The sequence below is a fragment of the Pseudomonas sp. HN8-3 genome, assembly GCF_020790195.1.
GTDB lineage: Bacteria > Pseudomonadota > Gammaproteobacteria > Pseudomonadales > Pseudomonadaceae > Aquipseudomonas > Aquipseudomonas synxantha_A.
The window spans coordinates 2,983,744-3,007,207 of the sequence record NZ_CP086206.1; the positions used below are offsets into that span (position 1 = coordinate 2,983,744).

A 23,464-nucleotide genomic window follows, 5' to 3' on the forward strand; every position below is an offset into this window, starting at 1 on the left:
ACCTGCCAAATGTCTCGAAGTATCGCCCATCTCGCCCTGCTGCTGGGCTTGATCACCGCCGTCGGCCCGTTTGCCATCGACATCTACCTGCCCGCGCTGCCAACCCTGGGCGCAAGCCTTGGGGCCTCACCGGCGGCGGTGCAGATGAGCCTCACCGTGTTCTTCATGGTCATTGGTGTGTGCCAGTTGTTCTACGGGCCGATCAGCGATGTGTTCGGGCGCAAACTGCCGATTTATGCGGGTTTGGTGATCTTTACCGTTGGCAGTATCGGCTGCGCATTGGCGCCGACGATCGAAGTATTGATCGGATTTCGTGCCATACAGGCGTTCGGTGCCTGTGCGGGGATGGTGATCCCGCGGGCGATCGTGCGCGACCTGTACACCGGCCATGAGGCAGCGCGCCTGATGGCTTTGCTGATGCTGGTGATGAGTGTTTCGCCAATCCTCGCGCCGCTGGCCGGCAGCCTGGTGATTTCGATCTGGAGTTGGCGCGAAGTATTTGCTGTGCTGGCGGTGGTCGCCGTGCTGTGCCTGGTCATGACCATCGTGCAACTACCGGAAACCCACCCGGCCGAACGCCGTTTGGGCAAGACCCTGGGCAATGCATTCGGCAGTTATGGAGCGCTGTTGCGCGACCCGGTATTCACCGGGTTATCGGTGGTGTGCGGGTTTGGCCTTGCGACCTTCTTTGTATTTATCGGCAGCGCGCCCTTCGTATACATCGAATATTTCGGCCTGACACCGACGCAGTTCAGCCTGTGTTTTGCCCTCAACGCCGCCTCGTTTTTTGCCATGAGCCAACTGACCGCACGCCTGAGCGCACGGTTTGGTCTGGCGCCGCTTATTCGTTGGTCGGTGGTCACAGTAGCCACGATCATGGCCCTGTTGGCAGCCACCACATTCTGGGGTGATAGCCTGCCCTTGATGATGGGCCTGCTGTTTATCGGGTTCGGTTTTCTCGGCCTGTTGCTGCCGGCGGCAGGTGTGCTGTCGCTGGAAGATCATGGCGCGGTGGCAGGCTCTGCGTCTGCCTTGCTTGGCGCGATCCAGATGGTTACCGCGGCCGTTTCGATGACCCTGGTGGGCGTGTTCGCCGACCATACTCCTGCACCGATGTTGATCGGCATTGCGCTATGTGCGCTTGCCGCGATGCTCACCACGTTGTGGACCTTGCGCCGGTTGCCGGCGCACCTGGCCTCAAGCGTCCCGCCCTCCTCCTGAGGCTTGCCCTACCCCGCCCAGCTCACAGATCAAAGCGGTCCACTGCCCTGCGCCGCTCATTGTCGTCGCGTACGTCGTAGCTGGCGGTGGTCTGGATATTGGTGTGATGCGCCAATTTCTGGGCAATCGACAAATCATGCTCTTCGATCACTCGGGTGATGAACGAACGGCGGAAATCATGGGGCATGATTTTCACACCCACCTGATCACCGCGCTGCCGAGCAATGTAATAAATCGCATGTTTGGTAATGCGTTCGCGCGTGATGTGGCTGCCCCGGCGGATACGGTTGAACAGAAAGGTGTCGTCCTGCTCACCTTCCTTGAGTTGTTCACGACGAAACTCAAGCCACGCCCGCAGTTTTGCGAACGCCCAGTCCGGCGCGTACTTGATCAGTTCCTTATTACCTTTGCCGATCACCCGCAGGCTGCGCTGATCAAAATTGATCTGCTCGAGGTCGAGATTGACCGACTCCGACTTGCGCATCCCGGAGCCATACAACAGGCCGATCACTGCGGCATCCCGCAGGCCCTGGGGCCGAGGATCGGCGGCGCATACATCGAGCATCTCGCGGATCAGTGTACGACGCAGGTTGCGGCCCTGCCCCAGGCGCGTACCGGCGGCAGCCTTGACCGAGCGCATCTTCAACAGGTGATCCTGGCTGATCAAGCTCATGCGCCACGCTTCATTCATCACTCCTCGTACCGCATTCACGTACAGCGATGAGGTATTCGGCGCATAGCCGTCCTCGCGCAATGCGGCCACCAGTGCGACGACGTGTTCGGGTTGCAGTAGATGCCAGTCAATGTCTTCGAGATTGAGGTCTTCGAAACCCAGGCGGTCGGCGGCATCCTGCAGCACGTAGCGCATGGTCAGTTGGCTGGAGGGCGCCAGGCGAGTGAGGTAGAGGGTCAGCGGGTTGCGGATAGTCTCGGTCAAGGGATCAGCCTTTGGATTAAATACATCAATCAACTCGTTGATTAATCGATGTATTTAGTGGGTTGGCGAAGACTGAGTCTAACCCAGGCGCGGCCCTGGCACAAAATCACGGCGCCAATTCGACTTCCTCTGCCGGTTCCTGCGGTTGCGCCAGGGACTGGCTCCAGTCAGCGTCCTGTCGCTGCATCAGCGCAAACCAATGCCCACGCATAAACGTCAGGTAGCCAGCCGGGGCCTTGGCAAAGTCCTTCTCGTCGCCATAGCAGCCTGGCAGTGGCAGTTCGGTGCCCTGCTCCTTGTACTGGCTGACCAACTTCTGTTGGGCCTCGACGCTGCAGTCAGTGGGCAAGGGCATGCCGCGCAGGGCACCGGCATCTTCGTCCCACCAACTGGCGCCGACGCGATCGAGGCCGCGCAGGCGATACTTGCCGGACTTGCCGACCCGCATGATCAGCTTGAACTCATTGGGGCTCACATCACTGGTACAGGTGCGCGAATAACCGACCGTGACCTGGGTATTGCCGTCGCGCAGCAGGTCGGTGACTTTGGTGGCCGCCTGATCAAAGCGCAGGCTGGCGTCGAACTCGCAGTGTTGCACGTCGTCGTGCAGCATCCAGACCCGCTTGGGGCGATCGCCCGTGAGCAGGTACTGCGCTGCGTAGACAAACGCCGACTGGGTGCCATCATCCTCCCGCTCGCTGACCTGCTCGGCGAGTACCAGCAGGTTCTTGCCCTGAAGGTCATCCCAGGTATAAGCAGCGACTTGCTTGCCGGGCACTTCCACACCTTCCGGCACCTGTTCGATGCTGGTCAGTGCGATCCCTTCATCGGCGCGTACGCTGGTGAAACAGGCCATCGTCATCAATAATCCCATCAACGCAGGCCGCAACTGGCCGCGCAAAAGCTGCACGCTATTCATCCGAGTACCCTGGCAAGAGATGGCTTACTTTACCGGCACTTGAGCGCCAATGCAGAGAAGATTGTTCAATCACCGGCATTGGCCGAGCGGGAGCGCCCGGATTGAACCAAACGCCCGGCACAGCGTTCCGATCTGACCATCCGGCCTGCACATGTAACGCCTTGATTACTTAGCTGAACCCTAGCTGTCTACCTGTCAAATAAACGAGTTTTTCATCCGCCTTTCATATTCGTTGCACACATTTGCGCTTAACCTTGTAAGCAGTACTTCAGGGCATTCCGTGGTTTATCGACTAACCTGTTGATTACGCTTTATCTTTAGCGCCGCGTTGTCATCTGCGGGCTGTAGTTCTGCCCGATGATTGCTGCTGTTTTCACGCGTCAAGTTGCTCCAGCCGAGGTCATGAAACTTTGAAACCCTACCCTATTCACTGCGTGTCGATCGTTATCCCGGTCTACAACGAACAAGAGAGCCTGCCGGAGCTGCTGCGTCGTACTACAGCAGCCTGCAAGCAGCTGGCCTACGAATACGAAATCATCCTGGTGGATGACGGTAGCCGCGACAATTCGGCCCAACTGCTCGAAGACGCCGCCGCTGAAGAAGGCAGCCATGTTGTAGCGGTGATCCTCAACCGCAACTACGGCCAGCACGCCGCGATCATGGCCGGCTTCGAACAGTGCCGTGGCGAAGTCGTAATCACCCTCGACGCCGACTTGCAGAACCCGCCGGAAGAGATCCCGCGCCTGGTGGAGCAAGCTGCCCTGGGCTACGACGTGGTCGCCACGGTGCGTAACAACCGCCAGGACTCAGCGTTCCGTCGCTGGCCGTCGCGCTTGATCAACCTGGCCGTGCAGCGCTCTACCGGCGTGGCCATGACCGACTACGGCTGCATGTTGCGTGCCTACCGCCGCACCATCGTCGACGCCATGCTCGCCTGCCGTGAACGCAGCACCTTCATCCCGATCCTGGCCAACGGCTTTGCCCGCCATACCACGGAAATCCTCGTGCACCACGCCGAGCGTGAGCACGGCGAGTCCAAATACAGCGCCATGCGCCTGATCAGCTTGATGTTCGACCTGCTGACCTGCATGACCACCACACCATTGCGCCTGCTGTCCATCGTCGGTTTCAGCCTCGCGGCGTTGGGCGTGCTGTTCGCCTTTGCGCTGATCGTCATGCGCCTGGCCTTCGGCGCCGATTGGGCGGGTGATGGTCTGTTCGTGCTGTTTGCGGTGCTGTTCGTGTTTACCGGTGGCCAGTTCATCGGCATGGGCCTGCTGGGCGAATACCTGGGCCGCATGTACAGCGATGTACGCGCCCGCCCGCGCTTCTTTATTGAAAAAGTGCTGCGCAACCAGCCGGCAGCACCGACTCCAGTCGTCGTCGTTGACGGCCTGGTGTCTTCCCATACTTCTACTTCTACTTCTACTTCTCCTTCGGATCAGGTTCAGTCATGAGTTCAAAAGCTGTTGTCTTCGCTTACCACGATATCGGCTGTGCAGGCATTGAAGCCCTGCTCGGTGCGGGTTACGACATTGCTGCCGTGTTCACCCATGCCGATGACCCCAAGGAAAACAATTTCTACGGCTCCGTCGCCCAGCTCTGCGCACGCCATGGCATCCCGGTGCACGCCCCGGAAGACGCCAACCACCCGCTGTGGGTCGAGCGCATCGCCAAGTTGAACCCGGAGTACATCTTCTCCTTCTACTACCGCAACCTGCTGAGCGAACCGTTGCTGGCCACCGCCCGCAAGGGCGCGTTCAACCTGCACGGTTCGTTGCTACCTAAATACCGTGGCCGCGCCCCGGCCAACTGGGTGTTGGTCAACGGCGAAACCGAAACCGGCGTCACCCTGCACCGCATGGTCAAGCGTGCCGATGCCGGCGCCATCCTCGCCCAGCAGAAAGTCAGCATCGACCGCACCGACACCGGCCTGAGCCTGCACGCCAAATTGCGTGATGCGGCCACAGCCTTGCTGCGCGACGCGCTGCCACAATTGGCCATGGGCAAGCTGACCGAAACCGCCCAGGACGAAAACCAAGCCACCTATTTTGGCCGCCGCACTGCCGCCGATGGCAAGCTGGACTGGAAAAAGCCTGCCGAACAACTGTTCAACCTGGTGCGCGCGGTGACGCAGCCGTACCCGGGCGCCTTCTGCGCAGTGGGCGAGCACAAGCTGATCGTATGGCAAGCCGACGTGGTCAAGGGCAACGACGGTTTGGCGCCAGGCCGTGTGATCAGCGTCAACCCGCTGCGTATTGCCTGCGGTGAAGACTCCTTGGTCATCAAGTTTGGCCAGCGTAACGAAAACGGCCTGTACCTGGCCGGCCCGGCCCTGGCCGATGAACTGGGCCTGGTGGATGGCTCCGTACTGCGTGGCGCCGAGTCTGGCCGCAAGCCACGTCGTACCCGCGTGTTGATCCTGGGCGTAAACGGCTTTATCGGTAACCACCTGTCCGAGCGCCTGCTGCGTGACGACCGTTACGAAGTCTATGGCCTGGACATCGGCTCCGACGCCATCGAGCGTCTGCGCAGCCACCCTAATTTCCATTATGTGGAAGGCGATATCAGCATCCACACCGAGTGGATCGAATACCACATCAAGAAATGCGACGTGGTCCTGCCATTGGTTGCCATCGCCACGCCAATCGAATACACCCGTAACCCACTGCGTGTGTTCGAACTGGACTTCGAAGAAAACCTCAAGCTGGTGCGCTACTGCGTCAAGTACAACAAGCGCGTGATCTTCCCCTCGACCTCCGAAGTCTATGGCATGTGCCAGGACCAGTATTTCGATGAAGACACCTCCAACCTGGTGGTCGGCCCGGTCAACAAGCAGCGCTGGATCTACTCGGTGTCCAAGCAGCTGCTGGACCGCGTGATCTGGGCCTACGGCGACAAGGGCCTGAAGTTCACCCTGTTCCGTCCGTTCAACTGGATGGGCCCGCGTCTGGACCGCCTTGACTCTGCGCGTATCGGCAGCTCCCGCGCCATTACCCAATTGATCCTGAACCTGGTGGAAGGTACGCCGATCCGTCTGTTCGACGGTGGTGAGCAGAAGCGTTGCTTCACCGACATTGCCGACGGTATCGAAGCGCTGGCGCGCATCATTGATAACGACAATGGCGTGTGCGACAGCCAGATCATCAACATCGGCAACCCGGAAAACGAAGCGAGCATCCGCCAGTTGGGCGAAGAGCTGCTGCGTCAGTTCGAGGCTCACCCACTGCGCCACAACTTCCCACCGTTCGCCGGTTTCCGCGACGTCGAAAGCAAGGCGTTCTATGGCACGGGCTACCAGGACGTGGCGCACCGCAAGCCGAGCATCGAGAACGCCAAGCGCCTGCTGAACTGGGAGCCGAGCGTGCAGATGAGCGAAACCATCGGCAACACGCTCGATTTCTTCCTGCGTGAAGCCATGCTTGAAATTGCGGATAAAAAGTAATGCAGGCAGGTCTTCGCATCGACGTCGATACCTACCGTGGCACCCGTGAAGGTGTGCCGCGGCTGCTCGAATCCCTGGATGAAGCCGGGGTAAAGGCGACGTTCTTCTTCAGTGTCGGCCCGGACAACATGGGCCGACATCTGTGGCGCCTGATTCGGCCACAGTTTTTGTGGAAGATGCTGCGTTCCAACGCCGTCGGCCTGTATGGCTGGGACATCTTGCTGGCCGGCACCGCCTGGCCAGGCAAGCCAATCGGCCGCGACCTGGGGCATCTGATGCGCCAGGCCAAGGCCGCCGGGCATGAAGTCGGCCTGCACGCCTGGGATCACCATGGCTGGCAGGCCAATACCGGGCGTTGGAGCGAGGCACAGCTGGTCGAGCAGATTCGGCGTGGTGTGCAGACTTTGAGCGACATTCTAGGCGAGCGCGTGGACTGTTCAGCCGCCGCCGGGTGGCGCGCCGACGAACGTGTGGTGCAAGCCAAGCAAGGCTTCAATTTTCGCTACAACAGTGATTGCCGGGGCACCAGCCTGTTTCGACCGACACTGGCCGATGGCAGCGCGGGCACCCCACAAATTCCGGTGGACCTGCCGACCTTCGACGAAGTCGTCGGGCCGGTGGTGGCTGCCAATGATTTCAACCGCTTCATCCTGGACCGGTTCAGCGCAGCGAAGCTGAACGTCTACACAATCCACGCAGAAGTTGAAGGGATTCTGATGGCCAATGATTTTCGTCAGTTGCTCGCCCAGGCAGGGCAGCGCGGCATTGATTTCAAACCCTTGGGTGATCTTCTGCCCGCAGATGTAACCACCCTGCCCCAACAAAAACTGGTGCGCGGCGCATTGAGCGGCCGCGAGGGTTGGCTGGGAGTACAGCAGGCATGATTCGTCGCTGGGCCTTGCCCCTGCTCCTGCTGGCGTTTGCCGCGTTTTACCTGCTGCCGCTGGCCACCCATGGCCTGTGGATTCCCGATGAAACCCGCTATGCGCAGATCAGCCAGGAAATGCTGCTGACCGGCAAATGGTCCTCACCGCACTTCATGGGCATTCGTTACTTCGAAAAACCCGCCGCGGGCTACTGGATGATTGCGCTGGGCCAGGCGATTTTCGGGCAGAACCTGTTCGGCGTGCGGTTTGCCTCGGCCTTGAGCAGCGCCTTGAGCATTGTGCTGGTTTACCTGGTATCCCGCCGGTTATGGAGCGACCCGCACAAAAGCCTGGTCAGCACCCTGCTGTACATGAGCTTCGTCAGCGTGGCGGCCCTCGGTGGTTATTCCAACCTGGACCCGCAGTTCACCTTCTGGGTCAACCTGACCGGCGTGGCGTTGTGGTTCTGCTTTGACAGCAGCACGCGGCGCGGCCGACTGTGGTCATGGGCGCTGTTGGGTTTCGCGTGCGGCATGGGCTTCATGACCAAGGGCTTCCTGGCCTGGTTGCTACCGGTATTGATCGCCCTGCCCTACGCCCTCTGGCAAAAACGCCTGGGTGAGTTGTGCACGTTTGGCGGCGTGGCCGTGGTGGTTGCAATTGCTGTCAGCGTGCCGTGGGCATTGGCTGTGCACCTGCAAGAACCGGACTACTGGCATTTCTTTTTCTGGCACGAGCACATCCAGCGCTTTGCCGGGGAAGATGCCCAGCACGCTGAGCCGTTCTGGTATTACCTGCCGCTGCTGGTAGCGTTCGCGCTACCGTGGGTAGCCCTGTTGCCGTCCACGCTCAAGCAGGCATGGCTGCAAAAGCGCGCGCCGAAAACCGCATTCCTGCTGCTATGGCTGTTGATGCCGCTGGCGTTTTTCAGCCTGGCCAAGGGCAAGTTGCCCTCCTACATCATGCCTTGCATGCTGCCCCTGGCGTTGCTGATGGGCTCGACCTTGAGCGACAAGCTCAAGCAAGGCCACGGTCGCGTCCTGCGCATCAATGGCTGGCTGAACCTGGCGATCGGTGTGCTGGTATTGCTGGCCCTCAGCTGGTTCCAGTTGAAAAAACCGGTGTACGAGCCGGGTGAGGAAACCTTCAGCCTGGTGCTGGTGTTCATCTTCCTGTTCGGTTGGATCGTGGTCAACCTGCTGCAAGCGGCACGGCCCTTGACGTTGTGGGCCGCGCCTCTGATTGGCAGTGGGCTACTAGTGGTTTTGGTGCCTGCGGCATTGCCCCATTCGGTGGTTTATAACAAGACCCCGGACCAGTTCATCATCGATCACATCGAGGAATTACAGCCCACTGTCGCCCTGTTGAGCAACGATCTGGGCGCTGCTTCTGCACTGTCCTGGCGTCTCAAACGACCGGATATCACGCTCTACAACACCTCGGGCGAGGTCAAGTACGGGCTGGCTTACGCCGACACGGCCCATCGGCTGGTCGACCGTAACGCGATCCAGGCATGGATGGCGCAAACCCGCCGCACCGGTGCCGTGGGTGTGGTGATGCGCGTCAACAGCCAAGGTGAAAAGGACGAGCTCGCGCTGCTGCCCACCGATGGCAAGCGTTATGCCCAAGGCAAGATCGTGATCCTGATTTTCCCGCAGGTCGCGCCATGACCACCCTGCTGCTGCTGCTCACAGCCTGCTTGCTCACCTGCATGGGCCAGGTATCGCAAAAGTTTGCCGTGGAAAGCTGGCGGAACCTGCCTCAAGGCTGGGCATTGAAGGTGCGCTCGCCGTGGTTATGGTCAGCGTTGGTGTGCCTGGGCCTGGGCCTGGTGGTGTGGCTGCTGGTATTGCAACGCCTGGAAGTGGGGATTGCCTACCCCATGCTCAGCCTGAATTTTGTGCTGGTCACGCTGATGGCGCGCTTTGTATTTCACGAACCCATTGATGGCCGCCACTGGCTGGGTGTGGGGCTGGTGATTGCCGGCGTCGTGCTGCTGGGGCGCCAGGTATGAGCCGCATAAAGGGTTTCGCCCTGGCCCTGGGCAGTGTCGGCCTGGTGAGTGGCGCCCAACTGGGCATGCGCTGGAGCATGACGCGCCTGCCCTTGCCCACCGAGTGGCTGGCCGCCTTCGCCCACAACAGCATCGACCTGAGCGCCCTGGGCGTGGTGATCCTGGCGATCATCGCCTACGCGCTGTCGATGCTCTGCTGGCTTGGCGCACTCAAGCATTTGCCTCTGGGCCGTGCCTACTCGCTGCTCAGCATCAGCTACGCGTTGGTCTATCTGCTGGCCGCCAGCCTGCCGGTGTTCAACGAAGCTTTCTCGCTTTCAAAAACCCTGGGGGTGGCCTTGGTCATCCTCGGCGTACTGGTTATCAACTCTCGTCGTGCATGCACCTCAAGTCCCAGGAATACCCCATGAAAATCAGCGTATTTGGTAGTGGTTACGTTGGTCTGGTACAGGCCACTGTATTAGCCGAAGTCGGTCACGATGTCATTTGCATGGACGTTGACAAGAGCAAGGTCGAGTCGCTCCAGAAAGGTCACGTGACCATCTTCGAGCCGGGCCTGGCCGCGATGGTCAAGGACAACCTGGAAAGCGGACGCCTGCATTTTACCTACGACGAAAAACTCGCTGTCGAGCACGGTGAAGTGTTGTTCATCGCCGTGGGTACGCCGTCGGATGAAGACGGCTCTGCCGACCTGAAATACGTGCTGTCGGTGGGTGACGCCGTGTCCCGCCACCGCGTGCAGCCGGTAATCCTGGTGGAGAAATCCACCGTGCCGGTCGGCACCGGTGACACCCTGCGCGCTCATATCGAAAAGAACCTGAATGCCGCTGGCCGTCAGTTGGAGTTCGATATTGTCTCCAACCCGGAATTCCTCAAGGAAGGCTCGGCCGTTGCCGACTGCCGCCGCCCGGACCGCATCATCATTGGCTGCGAGCGCGAGGAAGTACGTGAGGTCATGCGCGACCTGTACGCGCCGTTCAATCGCAACCACGACCGCATCATTTTTATGGACCTGCGCAGCGCCGAACTGACCAAGTACGCCGCCAACTGCATGTTGGCCACCAAGATCAGCTTCATCAACCAGATTGCCGAACTGGCCGAGCACCTGGGCGCCGATATTGAATCGGTGCGCCTGGGCATTGGTGCCGACTCGCGAATCGGCTACCACTTCATCTACCCAGGCTGTGGCTACGGCGGCTCGTGCTTCCCCAAAGACATGCGTGCCTTGATCCATAGCGCCAAGCAAGCCAACTGCTCCAGCGACCTGCTCGAAGCAGTGGAAGCCATCAACCAGCGCCAGAAGAGCAAGCTGTTCGAGCGCATCAATGCGTTCTTCAAAGGCAATCTGAAGGGCAAGACCTTCGCCCTGTGGGGCCTGGCCTTCAAGCCCAACACCGATGACATGCGCGACGCTCCCAGCCGCGTGCTGATGGAAGCCTTGTGGGCCGCCGGTGCCAATGTGCGCGCCTTCGACCCGGAAGCCATGCAGGAAACCCAGCGGATCTATGGCGACGACCCGCGCCTGATGCTGATGGGCACCCCGGAGTCCACCCTGGGCGGCGCCGATGCGCTGATCGTGTGCACCGAATGGCAACAATTCAAGGCGCCGGACTTCGACCTGATTCACCAGCGCTTGAAAACCCCGGTGATCTTCGATGGCCGCAACCTGTATGACGGCGAACGCCTGACACGCAAAGGCTTCAAGTATTTCCCCATTGGCCGTGGCGATTCCTGCGAGTTGCCGATTCCCCAGCAAAACTGGGTGGAACAGGTCAGGGATGTCGGCTAGGTGAACAAGGCTTTCCCATCCATGCAGAGCAGCACAATCCGCCGCCATTCACTGGGGCTTGGGCTCTTGGCGCTGGTGCTGTTTATCGCCGGCAACTGGCACCAGGCAATTATTGGCTTTGATTCACGCTTCGTGGTGTTTGCCCAGGAAATGCTGCGCCACGGGCCTGGTTTCTTCCCCACGACCTACGGCCAACCGTATGCCGACTACCTGGCGACTTCAACGCTGCTGACCTGGCTGCTGTCGTTGCCATTGGGCCAGGTCACCAGCCTGACGGCATGGCTGCCCACCGCGGTCGCGTCAGCAGTGATCGTAATGCTGGTCTACCGCCTGACTGCGCCCTACTCCCCGCGCTGGGGGCTGTTGAGCCTGGCAATGTTGCTGCTCAGCAGCACCTTTGTCAGCGAAACCCGCGCGGTCTCCTTGGACCAGATGCTCGCCGCCGTGACCCTGGCGGTGTTCTATCTGGGCTATGCCCATGATCACTTCGCTGCTGCCAAGCGCTTGCATTGGGTGTTTGTGTTGCTGCTGCTCGGGTTTGCACTGCGTGGGCCGATTGGCCTGGTGATCCCCACAGGCGTTTTGTGCAGCTATTACCTGATCAACCGCCAATGGCGCAGCCTGTTCAGCTTCGGCCTGCTGGCGTTGGCGCTGCTGGCGGCGTGCGTCGGTCTGTTGCTGCTGCTGGCCAAGCTCAGCGGCGGCGAAGACTTCATGCATGACGTGATTCGTATGCAGTTCCTGGGGCGCATGGATGGCAGCGAAGGCTCCGGCGGTGTGCTGTATTACTTCACCAGCTCCATGGGTAACTACGCGCTGGCTTATCCGCTGGCAATATTGGTACTGGTGGCGGTCATGATCGGCGGGCGGCGCACACCGGATCCGGCATTGAAGCTGGTGTTGTATTGCGCAGCCGCGGGTGTGCTGGTGATGGTGGGCCTGTCGGTGCCCCAGGCGAAAAAAGCGCGCTATATCCTGCCGATGTTGCCGATGGCAGCGATCATTGCCGCGTATCCGTTCCAGGCGACACAGGGGCGACTGTTTGCCTGGCTGCGCGGCCTGATGCTGGGCGTCTGGACGCTATTGCCGACGCTGTTGGTGATTGGCCTGCTAGTGGCGCGGCGGCGTTATCCGGAGCCGCTGGCCCACCTCGAAGTGATCTTCGCCGTGCTTGGGCTGCTTCAGATCCTGGCGCTGCTGACACTGCTCAAGTCCCGACTGCGTACGTATGGCCCGGCCCTGGCTGCAGTGCTGGCCCTTTGGACAACCTACATCCTCGTGGTCGAACCCCTGGAGCGTCGGTTATACGACACCCGCACGTTCAGCCTCGCCGTCAAGGCTCAAGTCCTGCAGCAACCGGCGCCCGTGGTGCTGCACGCGCTGGGTAAAGACGCGAAAGCCATCAAGTTCATGGTCAACTTCGATTGTGACAAGGTCCCGCTGTTTACCCAATTGCCCATTGAATTGAAGCCGATCCAGGCCCCGGCATGGTTGGTCATGAGCCAGGCCGACTTCGAAGGGCTGGACGATCCACGCTTGCGTTCGATCACGCCCACGCTGACCGGCGAGTTCGACAAGAACCCCTACGTATTGTTGCATCTGGTAAAAACCACGGTGCCATGAGCACTTTTCCAGGGGCATTGTAAGAAAGAACGCCGACTCTTTAACCAGTAGGCGTCTTTCATCACAAGCACCAAGAAAACACCTACATTCCTTTGCGTAATAGCTGGTGCACTTTCCCTTCCTGTGCATGGAACCCGACGGTAGACTCGCTGCCACGTGCGTTAAGTATCTACCACCCGATCGTCAGGGCTGTCCCGAAAGCGCTTGGGTCAAGGCACGCCATAACTACAAGGACGCTGTAGGCTGCCCAAGCGCGATGGCTTACTTCATTGAGAGGACAATGCCGTGCGAGAGGAACTGTTGAATGTACCTTTACCAAGACTGGATCGTTTGATGGCATTGCGCGACGCGCTGGTGGCGTTGAAGGGGCCACTGGCCGACGACGCCAAATTGCGCGAAAACCTGCATGAGCGCTTGTTCAATGAAGAGGCCAATAACCGGGTGCTGGGCAAACTCTGCACACCAGCGCCCACTGTGGCAGGCCCCATTACCTTCGGAGACACCCTTTAACTGCATAATATTTGCGTTTAACCTTCATTAATATGCAGTGGTGCGATCAGACCAACCTCGGCACACTGCACGGGTTCCTCCCCCAAATGTTGGAACGTTCAAAGGGCTGCACCGGGAAACCAGGCAGGCCTTTTTTTTCGCCCGCCGTTTATGGATCGTCTTTAAATGCTCGCTCGCTGGTTACCCGCTGCAATCAACACCCGCCCCGCTGAATGGAGTCGTGCCGGCATCGGCATGGCTTTGGGCACAATGTTCAGTGTCTGGGCTTGCGCCCAGGTATTCGGCATGGAGGTCGCCCTGCATTTGCTCGGCCCCCTTGGCGCTTCGGCCGTGTTGCTGTTTGCGGTGTCATCGGGAGCGCTGGCCCAGCCATGGTCGATCATGGGCAGTTACCTGTGTGCCGGCATCGTTGCATTGCTGGTGGCACGGGTACTGGGGCGAACCCTGGGTAGCGCGTGCCTGGCGGCGGGCATGACGGTAATCCTGATTTGTTGGCTGCGTTGCCTGCACCCACCGGCCGGTGGCCTGGCCATGACCCTGGTACTGGCCGACCCTGCGTCCATCGCCCTGGGCTGGTATGAACTGGCGCCGGTCATGCTGGGTGCCGGCGCTCTGCTGGGATGCGCACTGCTCTATAACAATGCCACGCGCACACGTTACCCCAAGGGGCCAGCCGAGCCTGCTCCTGTCGTCCTCGGCATTCAGCCCGTGAGCGATCCATCGATTACAGCGGCCGACCTCAAGCTGGCGCTGGCCGAAATGGAGCAATTTTACGATGTCGAGCCCACTGAGCTGGAACAACTGATCCACGCAGCAGAAGGCCATGCACGACGTCGCAGTATCGGTGAGGTCCTGGCCAACCGCGCGGCTTGATCCCTACGGCATAAATGCAAAAACGACCTGCATGATTACCGGTTGTACTGGGCAAATTTGCACTGGTAGGATCGCGAGAAGGTTCGCCCGCGAACATCTTGATAAAGAACAATAAAAGCAGGGAGTTAGTGATGACTGCTCAGGTTTCATCCGAAGCAAGCCACGCCGATATTCAGCAGGAAGTACTGAGTGAAGTGCGTAACCATATCGGCCACCTCACCCTCAATCGCCCCGCCGGCTTGAATGCCATCACCCTCGACATGGTCCGCCAGTTGACGGCGCAGTTGCAGGCGTGGGCGGATGACCCGCAGGTTTATGCCGTGGTGCTGCGTGGCGCCGGCGAAAAAGCCTTCTGCGCTGGCGGCGACATCCGCTCGCTGTACGATAGTTTCAAGAACGGCGACACCCTGCACCAGGATTTCTTCGTGGAGGAATATGCCCTTGACCTGGCCATCCACCATTACCGTAAACCGGTCGTGGCACTGATGGACGGCTTCGTCCTCGGCGGCGGCATGGGCCTGGTACAAGGCGCGGATCTGCGGGTCGTCACTGAACGCAGTCGCCTGGCGATGCCGGAAGTGGCTATCGGCTACTTCCCTGATGTAGGCGGCAGCTATTTCCTGTCGCGTATTCCCGGTGAGCTGGGGACTTACCTTGGCGTGACCGGGGTGCAGATACGTGCCGCCGATGCGCTGTATTGCGGGCTGGCCGACTGGTCTATCGACAGCGCCAGACTCCCCGCCCTGGACAACAAGCTCGACCAGTTGCAATGGAGCGATTCCCCCCTCAAGGATTTGCAAGGTGTGCTCACCAAACTGGCGGTGCAGCAATTGCCCGATGCGCCGCTGGCGGCCCTGCGCCCGGTCATTGATCACTTCTTCGCCCTGCCGGATGTACCGAGCATCGTCGAGCAATTGCAGGCGGTTACGGTCGCCGACACCCACGAATGGGCGTTGACTACCGCCCATCTGATGCAGACCCGCTCGCCCCTGGCCATGGCCGTGACCTTGCAAATGCTGCGTCGTGGTCGGCACCTCCCGCTGGAACAGTGCTTTGCTCTGGAGCTGCACCTGGACCGTCAATGGTTCGAACGTGGCGACCTGATTGAAGGCGTTCGCGCCCTGATCATCGACAAGGATAAAGCCCCGCGCTGGAACCCGCCCACGCTCAATGCGCTGGATGCCAGCCACGTCGAGAGCTTCTTCCACAGCTTCGCGCAGATTGAGAAATAAGCCATGCAAGATCTTGAATACACAGAAGAACAAATCATGATCCGCGACATGGCGCGGGACTTCGCCCGTGGCGAAATTGCTCCCCATGCCCAAGCCTGGGAGAAAGCCGGGTGGATCGACGACGCGCTGGTGGCAAAGATGGGCGAACTGGGCCTGCTCGGCATGGTGGTCCCGGAAGAATGGGGCGGCACCTATGTGGACTACGTGGCCTACGCGCTGGCCGTGGAGGAAATTTCCGCGGGTGACGGCGCCACGGGCGCCTTGATGAGTATCCATAATTCAGTGGGTTGCGGGCCTATCCTCAACTACGGCACAGCTGAGCAAAAACACATATGGCTGGCCGAACTCGCCAGCGGCCAGGCCATCGGCTGCTTCTGCCTGACCGAACCTCAGGCCGGCTCCGAAGCCCACAACCTGCGCACCCGTGCCGAATTGAAAGACGGCCAGTGGGTGATCAACGGCGCCAAGCAATTTGTCAGCAACGGCAAGCGCGCCAGGTTGGCCATCGTGTTTGCGGTGACCGATCCGGAACTGGGCAAGAAGGGTATTTCAGCGTTTCTGGTGCCTACCGACACCCCGGGTTTTGTGGTCGACCGCACCGAACACAAGATGGGCATCCGTGCGTCGGACACCTGTGCCGTTACGCTCAACCAATGCAGCGTGCCGCAAGCTAACCTGCTGGGTGAGCGCGGCAAGGGCCTGGCAATCGCCCTGTCCAACCTGGAAGGTGGGCGCATCGGTATTGCCGCCCAGGCCTTGGGCATCGCCCGCGCCGCCTTTGAAGCAGCGCTGGCTTATGCCCGGGATCGCGTGCAGTTCGACAAGGCGATCATCGAACATCAGAGCGTGGCCAACCTGTTGGCTGACATGCAAACGCAGCTGAATGCAGCACGCTTGCTGATCCTCCACGCTGCGCGCCTGCGCAGTGCCGGCAAACCATGCTTGTCCGAAGCTTCCCAGGCCAAGCTGTTTGCCTCGGAAATGGCCGAGCGGGTCTGCTCCAAGGCGATGCAGATTCATGGGGGGTATGGGTATCTGGAAGACTATCCGGTGGAGCGTTACTACCGGGATGCGCGGATCACGCAGATTTACGAAGGCACCAGCGAGATTCAGCGGATGGTGATTGCCAGGGAACTCAAGCACTACCAGCTCTGACTGACACACTGCAAAAAACTGTGTCAAACGCTGCAGTTCAAATGTGGGAGGGGGTTTGCTCCCGATGGCCGTGGTTCAGTAGCTGATGTGCTGACTGATCCACCGCCATCGGGAGCAAGCCCCCTCCCACAGCGTTTTACTTATCCTTGAACTCCGGCGCCCGCTTGGCCACGAATGCGGCCATGCCTTCCTTCTGATCCTGGGTCGCAAACGCCGCGTGGAACACCCGGCGCTCAAAGCGCACGCCTTCGGACAGGCTGACTTCAAAGGCGCGGTTCACGCTCTCCTTGACCATCATGCTGATCGGCACTGACTTACTGGCGATCAGGGCAGCGACTTTCAGCGCTTCTTCCAGCAACTCATCGGCCGGCACGATACGCGCCACGATCCCGCAACGCTCGGCTTCGACGGCGTCGATAAAGCGCCCGGTCAGGCACATTTCCATGGCCTTGGCCTTGCCCACGGCGCGGGTCAGGCGCTGGGTGCCGCCCATGCCCGGCAGCACGCCGAGGTTGATTTCCGGCTGGCCGAACCTGGCACTGTCACCGGCCAGGATAAAGTCGCACATCAACGCCAGTTCACAGCCGCCACCGAGGGCAAAGCCATTCACCGCCGCAATGATCGGCTTGCGGCGGTTGGCCACACGGTCACTGTCGCTGAACAGGTCGTCCATGTAGATCTGCGGGTAAGTCAGCTCGGCCATTTCCTTGATGTCGGCGCCGGCCGCAAAGGCTTTTTTCGAGCCGGTGAGCACGATGCAGCCGACCTCTGGGTTGGCCTCCAGGTTATCCAGCGCCTGGTTCAGTTCGCTGACCAGTTGCGCGTTCAAGGCGTTCAACGCCTGCGGGCGGTTGAGGGTAATCAGCCCGACGCGGCCCTGGACGTCAAGCAGGATGGTTTCATAACTCATGTATCGGCTCCTTATAGATTGCGTGAGATGACCATGCGTTGAATATCGCTGGTGCCTTCGTAAATCTGGCAGACCCGCACATCGCGGTAGATCCGCTCCAAGGGGAAGTCGCTCAGGTAACCGTAACCGCCCAGGGTTTGCAAGGCGGCCGAACAGACTTTCTCGGCCATTTCCGAAGCAAACAGCTTGGCCATGGATGCCTCCACCAACGCCGGCTTGCCGCTGTCACGCAGGGCCGCGGCGTAATGCACCATCTGCCGGGCCACGGCAATTTGCGTGGCCATGTCCGCCAGGCGAAAGGCGACGGCCTGGTGCTCGATCAACGGTTTGCCGAAGCTTTCCCGCTCACGGGCATAGTCGCGGGCTGCTTCGAAGGCGGCGCGGGCCATGCCCACCGACTGGGAAGCGATGCCGACACGGCCACCCTCAAGGTTGGCCAGGGCGATCTTGTAACCCTCGCCCTCCTCGCCCAGGCGATTGGCCACGGGCACCTTCACGTCTTCAAACAGGATCTGGCACGTGTCGGAAGCATGTTGCCCGAGCTTGTCTTCGACTCGCGCCACGGTGTAGCCCGCAGAGTCAGTGGGTACGATGAAGGCACTGATCCCGCGCTTGCCCGCTGCCGGTTCGGTGACGGCAAACACAATCACGATCCCGGCGTTTTGCCCGGAGGTGATGAACTGTTTGCAGCCATTGAGCACATAGTGATCGCCTTCAAGGCGTGCACGGGTCTTCAAGCTGCTGGCATCGGAACCGGCCTGGGGTTCGGTCAATGCGAAGGCACCGAGCATGGTGCCACTGGCCAGGGGCGTGAGGAATTGGGCCTTTTGCTGGTCATTGCCGAATTTGAGGATCGGCACGCAGCCCACCGAGTTGTGCACACTCATGATGGTCGAGCACGCGCCGTCACCTGCGGCGATTTCTTCCAGGGCCATGGCGTAGGCCAGGTAGCCGGTGTCGCAACCGCCCCACTGTTCCGGCACCAACATGCCGAAAAAGCCCAGTTCGGCCATTTCAGCGATGGCTTCCTTGGGAAAGCGATGCTCGCGATCCCATTCGGCGGCGAACGGCTTCAAGCGTTCCTGGGCAAATTGCCGGGCGGCGTCGCTGATTTGCAGTTGTTCGTCATTGGGCAGCATAAGTCATCCTTAGTAGAGGCATTCAACGGCCATGGCCGTGGCTTCACCGCCGCCGATACAAATGGCCGCGACGCCACGCTTGAGGCCCTTCTGGCGCAGGGCCGACAGCAGTGTCACCAGGATCCGCGCACCCGAAGCACCAATAGGATGGCCTAGGGCGCAGGCACCACCATGCACGTTGACCTTGTCGTGAGGGATCGCAAGCTTGCTCATGGTCACCAGGCTGACCACGGCAAAGGCTTCGTTGATTTCGAACAGGTCGACGTCTTCCAGGCGCCAGCCAGTCTTGCTCATCAACGCGCGTATCGCCCCCACCGGCGCCACCGGAAACAGCCCCGGCTCATCGGCAAACGCGGCGTGCCCGTGGATCAACGCCAACGGCTTGAGGCCACGTTTATGGGCGTCCGACTCGCGCATCAGCAGCAATGCCGCGGCGCCGTCGGAGATCGAGCTGGAATTGGCCGCGGTGACGGTGCCGCCTTCACGGAACGCCGGCTTCAGGCTGGCGATCTTGTCCAGCTTGGCTTTAGGCGGCTGTTCATCGTGCAGGATGGTTTTTTGTTCCTTACCCACGGTGACCTGCACCGGGACGATCTCGCTGGCGAAGCTGCCATGGGTGATGGCCTCCTGCGCGCGCGTCAGGGACGCGATGGCGAAGGCATCCTGAGCTTCCCGGGTAAAGCCGTTGTGCTCGGCGCAGTCTTCGGCAAAGGTGCCCATCAGGCGGCCCTTGTCGTAGGCATCCTCCAGGCCATCGAGAAACATATGGTCAAGCACCTTGCCGTGCCCCATGCGGTAGCCGCTGCGCGCACGATCCAGCAGGTACGGTGCGTTAGACATGCTTTCCATGCCGCCGGCGATCACCACATCGACGCTGCCGGCGCGCAATGAGTCGTGGGCGAGAATCGTCGCCTCCATGCCCGAGCCGCACATCTTGTTCAGGGTGGTGCAGCGGGTGGACTTGTCCAGGCCGGCGCCCAGGGCCGCCTGGCGTGCAGGTGCCTGCCCGAGCCCGGCCGGCAGTACGCAGCCAAACAACACCTCGTCCACCGCATCGGTGGCGATACCGGCGCGTTCAACGGCGGCACGAATCGCTGCGGCGCCCAGCTGCGGTGCGGTCAGGCTTTTGAGGTCGCCCTGGAACCCGCCCATGGGCGTGCGCACGGCGCTGACAATCACAATAGGGTCGTTCATACAGGCACTCCTTACTTGGCGGCCATACGCAAGGCACCGTCGAGACGGATCACCTCACCATTGAGCATGCTGTTTTCAAGGATATGTCGCACCAGCGCGGCATATTCGGCGGGTTTGCCCAGGCGCGGTGGAAACGGCACGCCAGCGGCCAGGGAGTCGCGAACTTCCGGAGTCATGCCGGCCATCATCGGGGTTTCGAAAATGCCCGGGGCGATGGTCATCACGCGGATGCCGAAACGCGCCAGTTCCCGAGCGGCGGGCAAGGTCAAACTGGCAATCGCACCTTTGGACGCGGCATACGCGGCCTGGCCGATCTGCCCATCGAATGCCGCCACCGAGGCGGTATTGATGATCACACCGCGCTCGCCGTCAGCATTCGCTTCGGTTTCTGCGATCGCCGCAGCGGCCAGGCGCAAGAGGTTGAAGCTGCCGATCAGATTGACGTTGATCACCTGGGCAAAGCTGGCCAGCCCATGCGGGCCGTTCTTGCCAAGGATTTTCTCGCCGCGCACGACACCGGCGCAGTTGATCAGGCCATGCAAACCACCAAACGCCTCCACCGCTGCCTTCACGGCAGTTTCGGCAGCGGCTTCCTGGCAGATATCTGCCACGGTGCTACGAGCGTTGTCGCCCAGTTGCGTGGCCTTGGCGGCAACGGCGTCGGCGTTCAAGTCCACCAGCATGACTTTGGCGCCGGCCGCGATGAGCATGTCAGCCGTGGCCGCGCCGAGGCCAGAAGCACCGCCGCTGACCAGAAATACCTTGTTTTCAATCTGCATCGTTGTTTCCTTTGAAAGGGATCAAGCCAAGGCCGCCTGGGCCTTGGCTATTTCCTGATTGCGCAAAATGAAGCGTTGCAGCTTGCCGCTCGGGGTTTTGGGCAAGTCGCTGACAAATTCGATTTCCCGTGGGTAAGCATGGGCGGCCAGGCGCTGGCGTACATGCAGGCGCAGCTCTTCGGCCAGTTCCGGGGTGGCGCGGTATTGCTCGCTGATCACCACGAAGGCTTTCACCAGTTCAGTACGCTCAGGGCATGGTTTGCCGACCACGGCGGCCTCGACCACCGCCGGGTGTTCGACCAGGGCGCTTTCGACATCGAATGGCCCCACGCGGTAGCCGGAAGTGGTAATCACGTCATCGCTGCGCCCGACAAAACTGATACTGCCGTCGGGGTTCAATTCCACCGTATCGCCACTGAGGTAGTACTTGCCGACGAAGGCTTTGGTCTTCACACCGTCGTAGCCGGCAAACCAGCACATCGGCGATTGCTCGCGGTCGATGGCCAGAATGCCGGGCTGCCCGGCTGGCAGTTCCTGGTGGTTGTCATCCAGCACCACGATGCGGTGCCCGGGCGAAGCGAACCCCGCCGAGCCCACATGCACCGGATGCGTCAAGCCGTGGTGATTGCACAAGACCATGCCCAGCTCGGTCTGGCCGTAGTGGTCGTGGATGGTCACCTCCAGGTTGTCGGCGAACCAGCGGATCACCTCCGGGTTCAACGGCTCGCCGGCACTGCTGACGATGCGCAGCTTGCCCTTGATTGAACGGGCGAACTGCTCGCCGCCGGCAATCAGCAATCGATACGCCGTGGGCGAGCCGGTCAGGTTGGTGATCGCGTATTTATTGATGACCCGGCAGGTGCTTTCCAGGGTGAACGGGCCGTCGTAGAAGGTAATCGGATGCCCCATGGACAACGGCCCGGTCACACCGAAATAGATGCCATAGGCCCAACCGGGGTCGGCGACGTTCCAGAACGCGTCTTCAGGGCGCAAGTCCACGGCGTCGCGCATATAGCCCTGGAACGCGACAATGGCTTTGAGCGGCACCGAGAGTGCTTTGGAGGGACCGGTGGTGCCCGAAGTGAACATCAGCAGGAACGGATCCTCCGCGCCCAGCAACACCGGCTCGCAGACGTTGGAGTAGTTGGGCAGCTCAGCCCAGAAGCTATAGTCGCCACGCACGATGCCCTCGCCCTTGGCGCCGGTGACCGTGACAATGGTCGGGCAGCCGGCGACTTCGGCCAGCTTGGGGCGGTTCACCGCGTCGGTGACCACCAGCGCCGCGCCGGAGCTGGTCAGGCGATGTTCAATGGCCTTGGGGCCGAAGGCGGTAAACAGCGGCTGATATACCGCGCCGATGCGCCAGGTTGCGAACACCACCACCAGCAACTCGGCCGTACGTGGCAGCAGGCCCGCCACCTTGTCGCCGCGCTTGACGCCCTGGGCCAGGAGGAAATTGGCGAAGCGTGCGGCCTGATCCTGCAATTCAGTAAAGGTCGACGTGGCGCTGCGCCCGTCCCGACCCTCCCAGAACAACGCGATGCGCCCTGGCAGCGCGTGGCGGTCACAGCACTCCACGCAGGCATTGAGCGCCTGCAGGTTGCCAGCCAGTGCGGCATCGACAGTGCGCTGATAATCAAACTCGGTGGTGGCGGCCAAATACTCACGCATCGTTTCAATCCTTCTGTATTTTTATTTTCAGGACTTTTTAACTGGATAAATCGGCTGAAATAGTCGCTCCAGAGCGTTGCAGGGGCAATGGTCAAAGCCTTCAACTTGGCTGACTGGTTTGGCCAATCCTGCTATCGGCGGCTACGCCGATCATTGGTCCCACCGATCAAACGGTCGATCCAAGTGATTGGACGCTCTGCAAGCCAGCTTCTACCCTGATGCCTGCACCCTCACAGAAGCCTGCCATGATCGTTCGCCCCAAGCCCAACCTGCTGGGCATCCTGTTTTCCCTCAAGGGCTCGATTGCCAAGCGCATTGCCTGGCGCAGCCTGTTGGTCACGCTGCTGGCTTCAGTCATCGTGCTGGTGGAAACCCTGCACCCCGCCTATTTTTCCAAGGTCAACGCTACGCCCTTTACCTTGCTGGGCTTGTCGTTGTCGATTTTCATGAGTTTTCGCAACAACGCCTGCTACGACCGCTGGTGGGAAGGCCGCAAGCAACTGGGACAGATGATCATCGAGGTACGCTCGCTGATTCGTGAAACCCAGGTGCTCGGCGATACCCCCGAGCGGGCCGGGCTGTTGCGTGAGCTATGCGGTTTTGCCCATGGCTTGATCGCGCATTTGCGCCATGAAGATGAGGTGCGCGCCATACAGCCCTGGGTTACCGTGCGCGCGAGCCACCCCAACTTGCCTGACAGCGTGCTGCAGATGCTCGGTGCGCGGTTGTGCGTTCTGGCCCGGCAGGGTGTGATCAGTGAATGGCGCTACACCCAGCTGGAAGCTCGGCTAGTCGGCCTCAGCCAGGTGCAGGCGTCCTGTGAGCGCATCAAGACCACCCCGCTGCCCTTCCCCTACACCTTGCTGCTACACCGCACCATTTACCTGTTCTGCATCCTGTTACCCTTCGCCATGGCCGAACCGCTGGGCTGGTTGACGCCGGTGTTCACTGCAATCGTCAGCTACACCTTCTTTGGTCTGGATGCGATCGGCGATGAATTGGAAGACCCGTTTGGCTTTGACGAAAACGACCTGCCGTGCGATGCCATCCTGCGAACCCTGGAGCGCGAGATCCTGGCGGCCCTCGGTGAAGTCGACTTGCCTGCTGCGCCGCAACCGGTGGAGTACGTGCTGACCTGACGCCGGTTTGACACTGGCCCTGCACTGACCGAAGCTGATGGCTTTGCA

The 23,464-nt window shown here is 60.7% G+C and carries 21 protein-coding genes; 14 read left to right on the forward strand and 7 right to left on the reverse strand.

What is annotated here, in order from left to right; all coding sequences use genetic code 11:
- Positions 1 to 9: 9 nt before the first annotated feature.
- Positions 10 to 1,221: a multidrug effflux MFS transporter gene (locus LJX92_RS13060; RefSeq protein ID WP_032875311.1), complete on the forward strand. Its 1,212-nt coding sequence runs from the start codon at positions 10 to 12 to the stop codon at positions 1,219 to 1,221.
- A gap of 22 nt (positions 1,222 to 1,243) precedes the next feature.
- Here LJX92_RS13060 and LJX92_RS13065 read toward each other — a convergent pair whose 3' ends face one another.
- A complete protein-coding gene (locus LJX92_RS13065; RefSeq protein WP_103735172.1) occupies positions 1,244 to 2,158 on the reverse strand; it encodes a site-specific integrase in 915 nt (304 codons plus the stop codon).
- A 106-nt stretch (positions 2,159 to 2,264) separates the two neighbouring features.
- Positions 2,265 to 3,077, reverse strand: coding sequence for a M949_RS01915 family surface polysaccharide biosynthesis protein (locus tag LJX92_RS13070; RefSeq protein ID WP_228309871.1), 813 nt, complete (start codon positions 3,075 to 3,077; stop codon positions 2,265 to 2,267).
- Between the two features lie 410 nt (positions 3,078 to 3,487).
- Here LJX92_RS13070 and arnC point away from each other — a divergent pair, with 410 nt between their 5' ends.
- The 12 genes from arnC (at position 3,488) to LJX92_RS13130 (ending at position 16,584) form a co-directional block, all read left to right on the forward strand.
- Entirely contained in the window at positions 3,488 to 4,534 is a 1,047-nt protein-coding gene (gene arnC, locus LJX92_RS13075; protein ID WP_228309872.1) for an undecaprenyl-phosphate 4-deoxy-4-formamido-L-arabinose transferase, read from the forward strand.
- Positions 4,531 to 6,522 (forward strand): bifunctional UDP-4-amino-4-deoxy-L-arabinose formyltransferase/UDP-glucuronic acid oxidase ArnA, encoded by a 1,992-nt coding sequence (gene arnA / locus LJX92_RS13080; RefSeq protein ID WP_228309873.1) that lies wholly within the window; start codon positions 4,531 to 4,533, stop codon positions 6,520 to 6,522. The genes arnC and arnA overlap by 4 nt, the downstream gene beginning before the upstream one ends.
- On the forward strand, positions 6,522 to 7,406 hold the full coding sequence (arnD, locus tag LJX92_RS13085) for a 4-deoxy-4-formamido-L-arabinose-phosphoundecaprenol deformylase (protein WP_103735168.1): 885 nt from the start codon (positions 6,522 to 6,524) through the stop codon (positions 7,404 to 7,406). The genes arnA and arnD overlap by 1 nt, the downstream gene beginning before the upstream one ends.
- A complete protein-coding gene (gene arnT, locus LJX92_RS13090) occupies positions 7,403 to 9,058 on the forward strand; it encodes a lipid IV(A) 4-amino-4-deoxy-L-arabinosyltransferase (RefSeq protein ID WP_228309874.1) in 1,656 nt (551 codons plus the stop codon). Before arnD ends, arnT begins: the two co-directional genes overlap by 4 nt.
- Positions 9,055 to 9,402: a 4-amino-4-deoxy-L-arabinose-phosphoundecaprenol flippase subunit ArnE gene (gene arnE, locus LJX92_RS13095; protein ID WP_032875331.1), complete on the forward strand. Its 348-nt coding sequence runs from the start codon at positions 9,055 to 9,057 to the stop codon at positions 9,400 to 9,402. Before arnT ends, arnE begins: the two co-directional genes overlap by 4 nt.
- The gene (arnF, locus tag LJX92_RS13100; protein ID WP_078821367.1) at positions 9,399 to 9,812 is read left to right on the forward strand and encodes a 4-amino-4-deoxy-L-arabinose-phosphoundecaprenol flippase subunit ArnF; all 414 of its coding nucleotides are present in this window, start codon (positions 9,399 to 9,401) and stop codon (positions 9,810 to 9,812) included. Before arnE ends, arnF begins: the two co-directional genes overlap by 4 nt.
- Complete coding sequence (locus LJX92_RS13105; protein WP_032875337.1) at positions 9,809 to 11,191, forward strand: UDP-glucose dehydrogenase family protein; 1,383 nt, start codon at positions 9,809 to 9,811, stop codon at positions 11,189 to 11,191. The genes arnF and LJX92_RS13105 overlap by 4 nt, the downstream gene beginning before the upstream one ends.
- Positions 11,192 to 12,814 carry an ArnT family glycosyltransferase gene (locus LJX92_RS13110; RefSeq protein ID WP_223018319.1) on the forward strand — a complete coding sequence of 541 codons (1,623 nt, stop codon included), beginning with the start codon at positions 11,192 to 11,194 and terminating at the stop codon, positions 12,812 to 12,814.
- A gap of 333 nt (positions 12,815 to 13,147) precedes the next feature.
- The gene (locus LJX92_RS13115; RefSeq protein ID WP_078821364.1) at positions 13,148 to 13,324 is read left to right on the forward strand and encodes a hypothetical protein; all 177 of its coding nucleotides are present in this window, start codon (positions 13,148 to 13,150) and stop codon (positions 13,322 to 13,324) included.
- Positions 13,325 to 13,489: 165 nt separating this feature from the next.
- Positions 13,490 to 14,197, forward strand: a complete 708-nt coding sequence (locus tag LJX92_RS13120; RefSeq protein WP_078821363.1) for an HPP family protein — start codon at positions 13,490 to 13,492, stop codon at positions 14,195 to 14,197.
- Positions 14,198 to 14,328: 131 nt separating this feature from the next.
- On the forward strand, positions 14,329 to 15,429 hold the full coding sequence (locus LJX92_RS13125; RefSeq protein WP_228309876.1) for an enoyl-CoA hydratase/isomerase family protein: 1,101 nt from the start codon (positions 14,329 to 14,331) through the stop codon (positions 15,427 to 15,429).
- Between the two features lie 3 nt (positions 15,430 to 15,432).
- Positions 15,433 to 16,584 (forward strand): acyl-CoA dehydrogenase family protein, encoded by a 1,152-nt coding sequence (locus tag LJX92_RS13130; RefSeq protein WP_148853335.1) that lies wholly within the window; start codon positions 15,433 to 15,435, stop codon positions 16,582 to 16,584.
- A gap of 136 nt (positions 16,585 to 16,720) precedes the next feature.
- On the opposite strand, the gene LJX92_RS13135 is transcribed toward LJX92_RS13130, so the two are convergent.
- Genes LJX92_RS13135 through LJX92_RS13155 form a run of 5 tightly spaced genes read right to left on the reverse strand, consistent with a single transcriptional unit; the run spans position 16,721 to position 22,277 of the window.
- Positions 16,721 to 17,494 (reverse strand): enoyl-CoA hydratase, encoded by a 774-nt coding sequence (locus LJX92_RS13135; RefSeq protein ID WP_103735162.1) that lies wholly within the window; start codon positions 17,492 to 17,494, stop codon positions 16,721 to 16,723.
- 11 nt (positions 17,495 to 17,505) lie between these two features.
- On the reverse strand, positions 17,506 to 18,633 hold the full coding sequence (locus LJX92_RS13140) for an acyl-CoA dehydrogenase (RefSeq protein WP_228309877.1): 1,128 nt from the start codon (positions 18,631 to 18,633) through the stop codon (positions 17,506 to 17,508).
- A 9-nt stretch (positions 18,634 to 18,642) separates the two neighbouring features.
- Positions 18,643 to 19,827, reverse strand: coding sequence for an acetyl-CoA C-acyltransferase (locus tag LJX92_RS13145; protein ID WP_228309878.1), 1,185 nt, complete (start codon positions 19,825 to 19,827; stop codon positions 18,643 to 18,645).
- 11 nt (positions 19,828 to 19,838) lie between these two features.
- The gene (locus tag LJX92_RS13150) at positions 19,839 to 20,606 is read right to left on the reverse strand and encodes an SDR family NAD(P)-dependent oxidoreductase (RefSeq protein WP_005788301.1); all 768 of its coding nucleotides are present in this window, start codon (positions 20,604 to 20,606) and stop codon (positions 19,839 to 19,841) included.
- A gap of 21 nt (positions 20,607 to 20,627) precedes the next feature.
- A complete protein-coding gene (locus tag LJX92_RS13155) occupies positions 20,628 to 22,277 on the reverse strand; it encodes an AMP-binding protein (RefSeq protein ID WP_228309879.1) in 1,650 nt (549 codons plus the stop codon).
- Between the two features lie 245 nt (positions 22,278 to 22,522).
- Here LJX92_RS13155 and LJX92_RS13160 point away from each other — a divergent pair, with 245 nt between their 5' ends.
- On the forward strand, positions 22,523 to 23,416 hold the full coding sequence (locus LJX92_RS13160) for a bestrophin family protein (RefSeq protein WP_103735159.1): 894 nt from the start codon (positions 22,523 to 22,525) through the stop codon (positions 23,414 to 23,416).
- Positions 23,417 to 23,464 lie beyond the last annotated feature (48 nt).

Coding starts and splice junctions, on each gene's coding strand:
- LJX92_RS13130 (WP_148853335.1), top strand. CDS start 15,433: ATGCAAGATCTTGAATACACAGAAGAACAAATCATGATCCGCGACATG.
- LJX92_RS13125 (WP_228309876.1), top strand. CDS start 14,329: ATGACTGCTCAGGTTTCATCCGAAGCAAGCCACGCCGATATTCAGCAG.
- LJX92_RS13115 (WP_078821364.1), top strand. CDS start 13,148: ATGGCATTGCGCGACGCGCTGGTGGCGTTGAAGGGGCCACTGGCCGAC.
- LJX92_RS13060 (WP_032875311.1), top strand. CDS start 10: ATGTCTCGAAGTATCGCCCATCTCGCCCTGCTGCTGGGCTTGATCACC.
- LJX92_RS13155 (WP_228309879.1), bottom strand. CDS start 22,277: ATGCGTGAGTATTTGGCCGCCACCACCGAGTTTGATTATCAGCGCACT.
- LJX92_RS13140 (WP_228309877.1), bottom strand. CDS start 18,633: ATGCTGCCCAATGACGAACAACTGCAAATCAGCGACGCCGCCCGGCAA.
- arnE (WP_032875331.1), top strand. CDS start 9,055: ATGACCACCCTGCTGCTGCTGCTCACAGCCTGCTTGCTCACCTGCATG.
- LJX92_RS13120 (WP_078821363.1), top strand. CDS start 13,490: ATGCTCGCTCGCTGGTTACCCGCTGCAATCAACACCCGCCCCGCTGAA.
- arnA (WP_228309873.1), top strand. CDS start 4,531: ATGAGTTCAAAAGCTGTTGTCTTCGCTTACCACGATATCGGCTGTGCA.
- LJX92_RS13105 (WP_032875337.1), top strand. CDS start 9,809: ATGAAAATCAGCGTATTTGGTAGTGGTTACGTTGGTCTGGTACAGGCC.
- LJX92_RS13135 (WP_103735162.1), bottom strand. CDS start 17,494: ATGAGTTATGAAACCATCCTGCTTGACGTCCAGGGCCGCGTCGGGCTG.
- LJX92_RS13145 (WP_228309878.1), bottom strand. CDS start 19,827: ATGAACGACCCTATTGTGATTGTCAGCGCCGTGCGCACGCCCATGGGC.
- LJX92_RS13160 (WP_103735159.1), top strand. CDS start 22,523: ATGATCGTTCGCCCCAAGCCCAACCTGCTGGGCATCCTGTTTTCCCTC.
- arnD (WP_103735168.1), top strand. CDS start 6,522: ATGCAGGCAGGTCTTCGCATCGACGTCGATACCTACCGTGGCACCCGT.
- LJX92_RS13070 (WP_228309871.1), bottom strand. CDS start 3,077: ATGAATAGCGTGCAGCTTTTGCGCGGCCAGTTGCGGCCTGCGTTGATG.
- LJX92_RS13150 (WP_005788301.1), bottom strand. CDS start 20,606: ATGCAGATTGAAAACAAGGTATTTCTGGTCAGCGGCGGTGCTTCTGGC.
- arnF (WP_078821367.1), top strand. CDS start 9,399: ATGAGCCGCATAAAGGGTTTCGCCCTGGCCCTGGGCAGTGTCGGCCTG.
- arnT (WP_228309874.1), top strand. CDS start 7,403: ATGATTCGTCGCTGGGCCTTGCCCCTGCTCCTGCTGGCGTTTGCCGCG.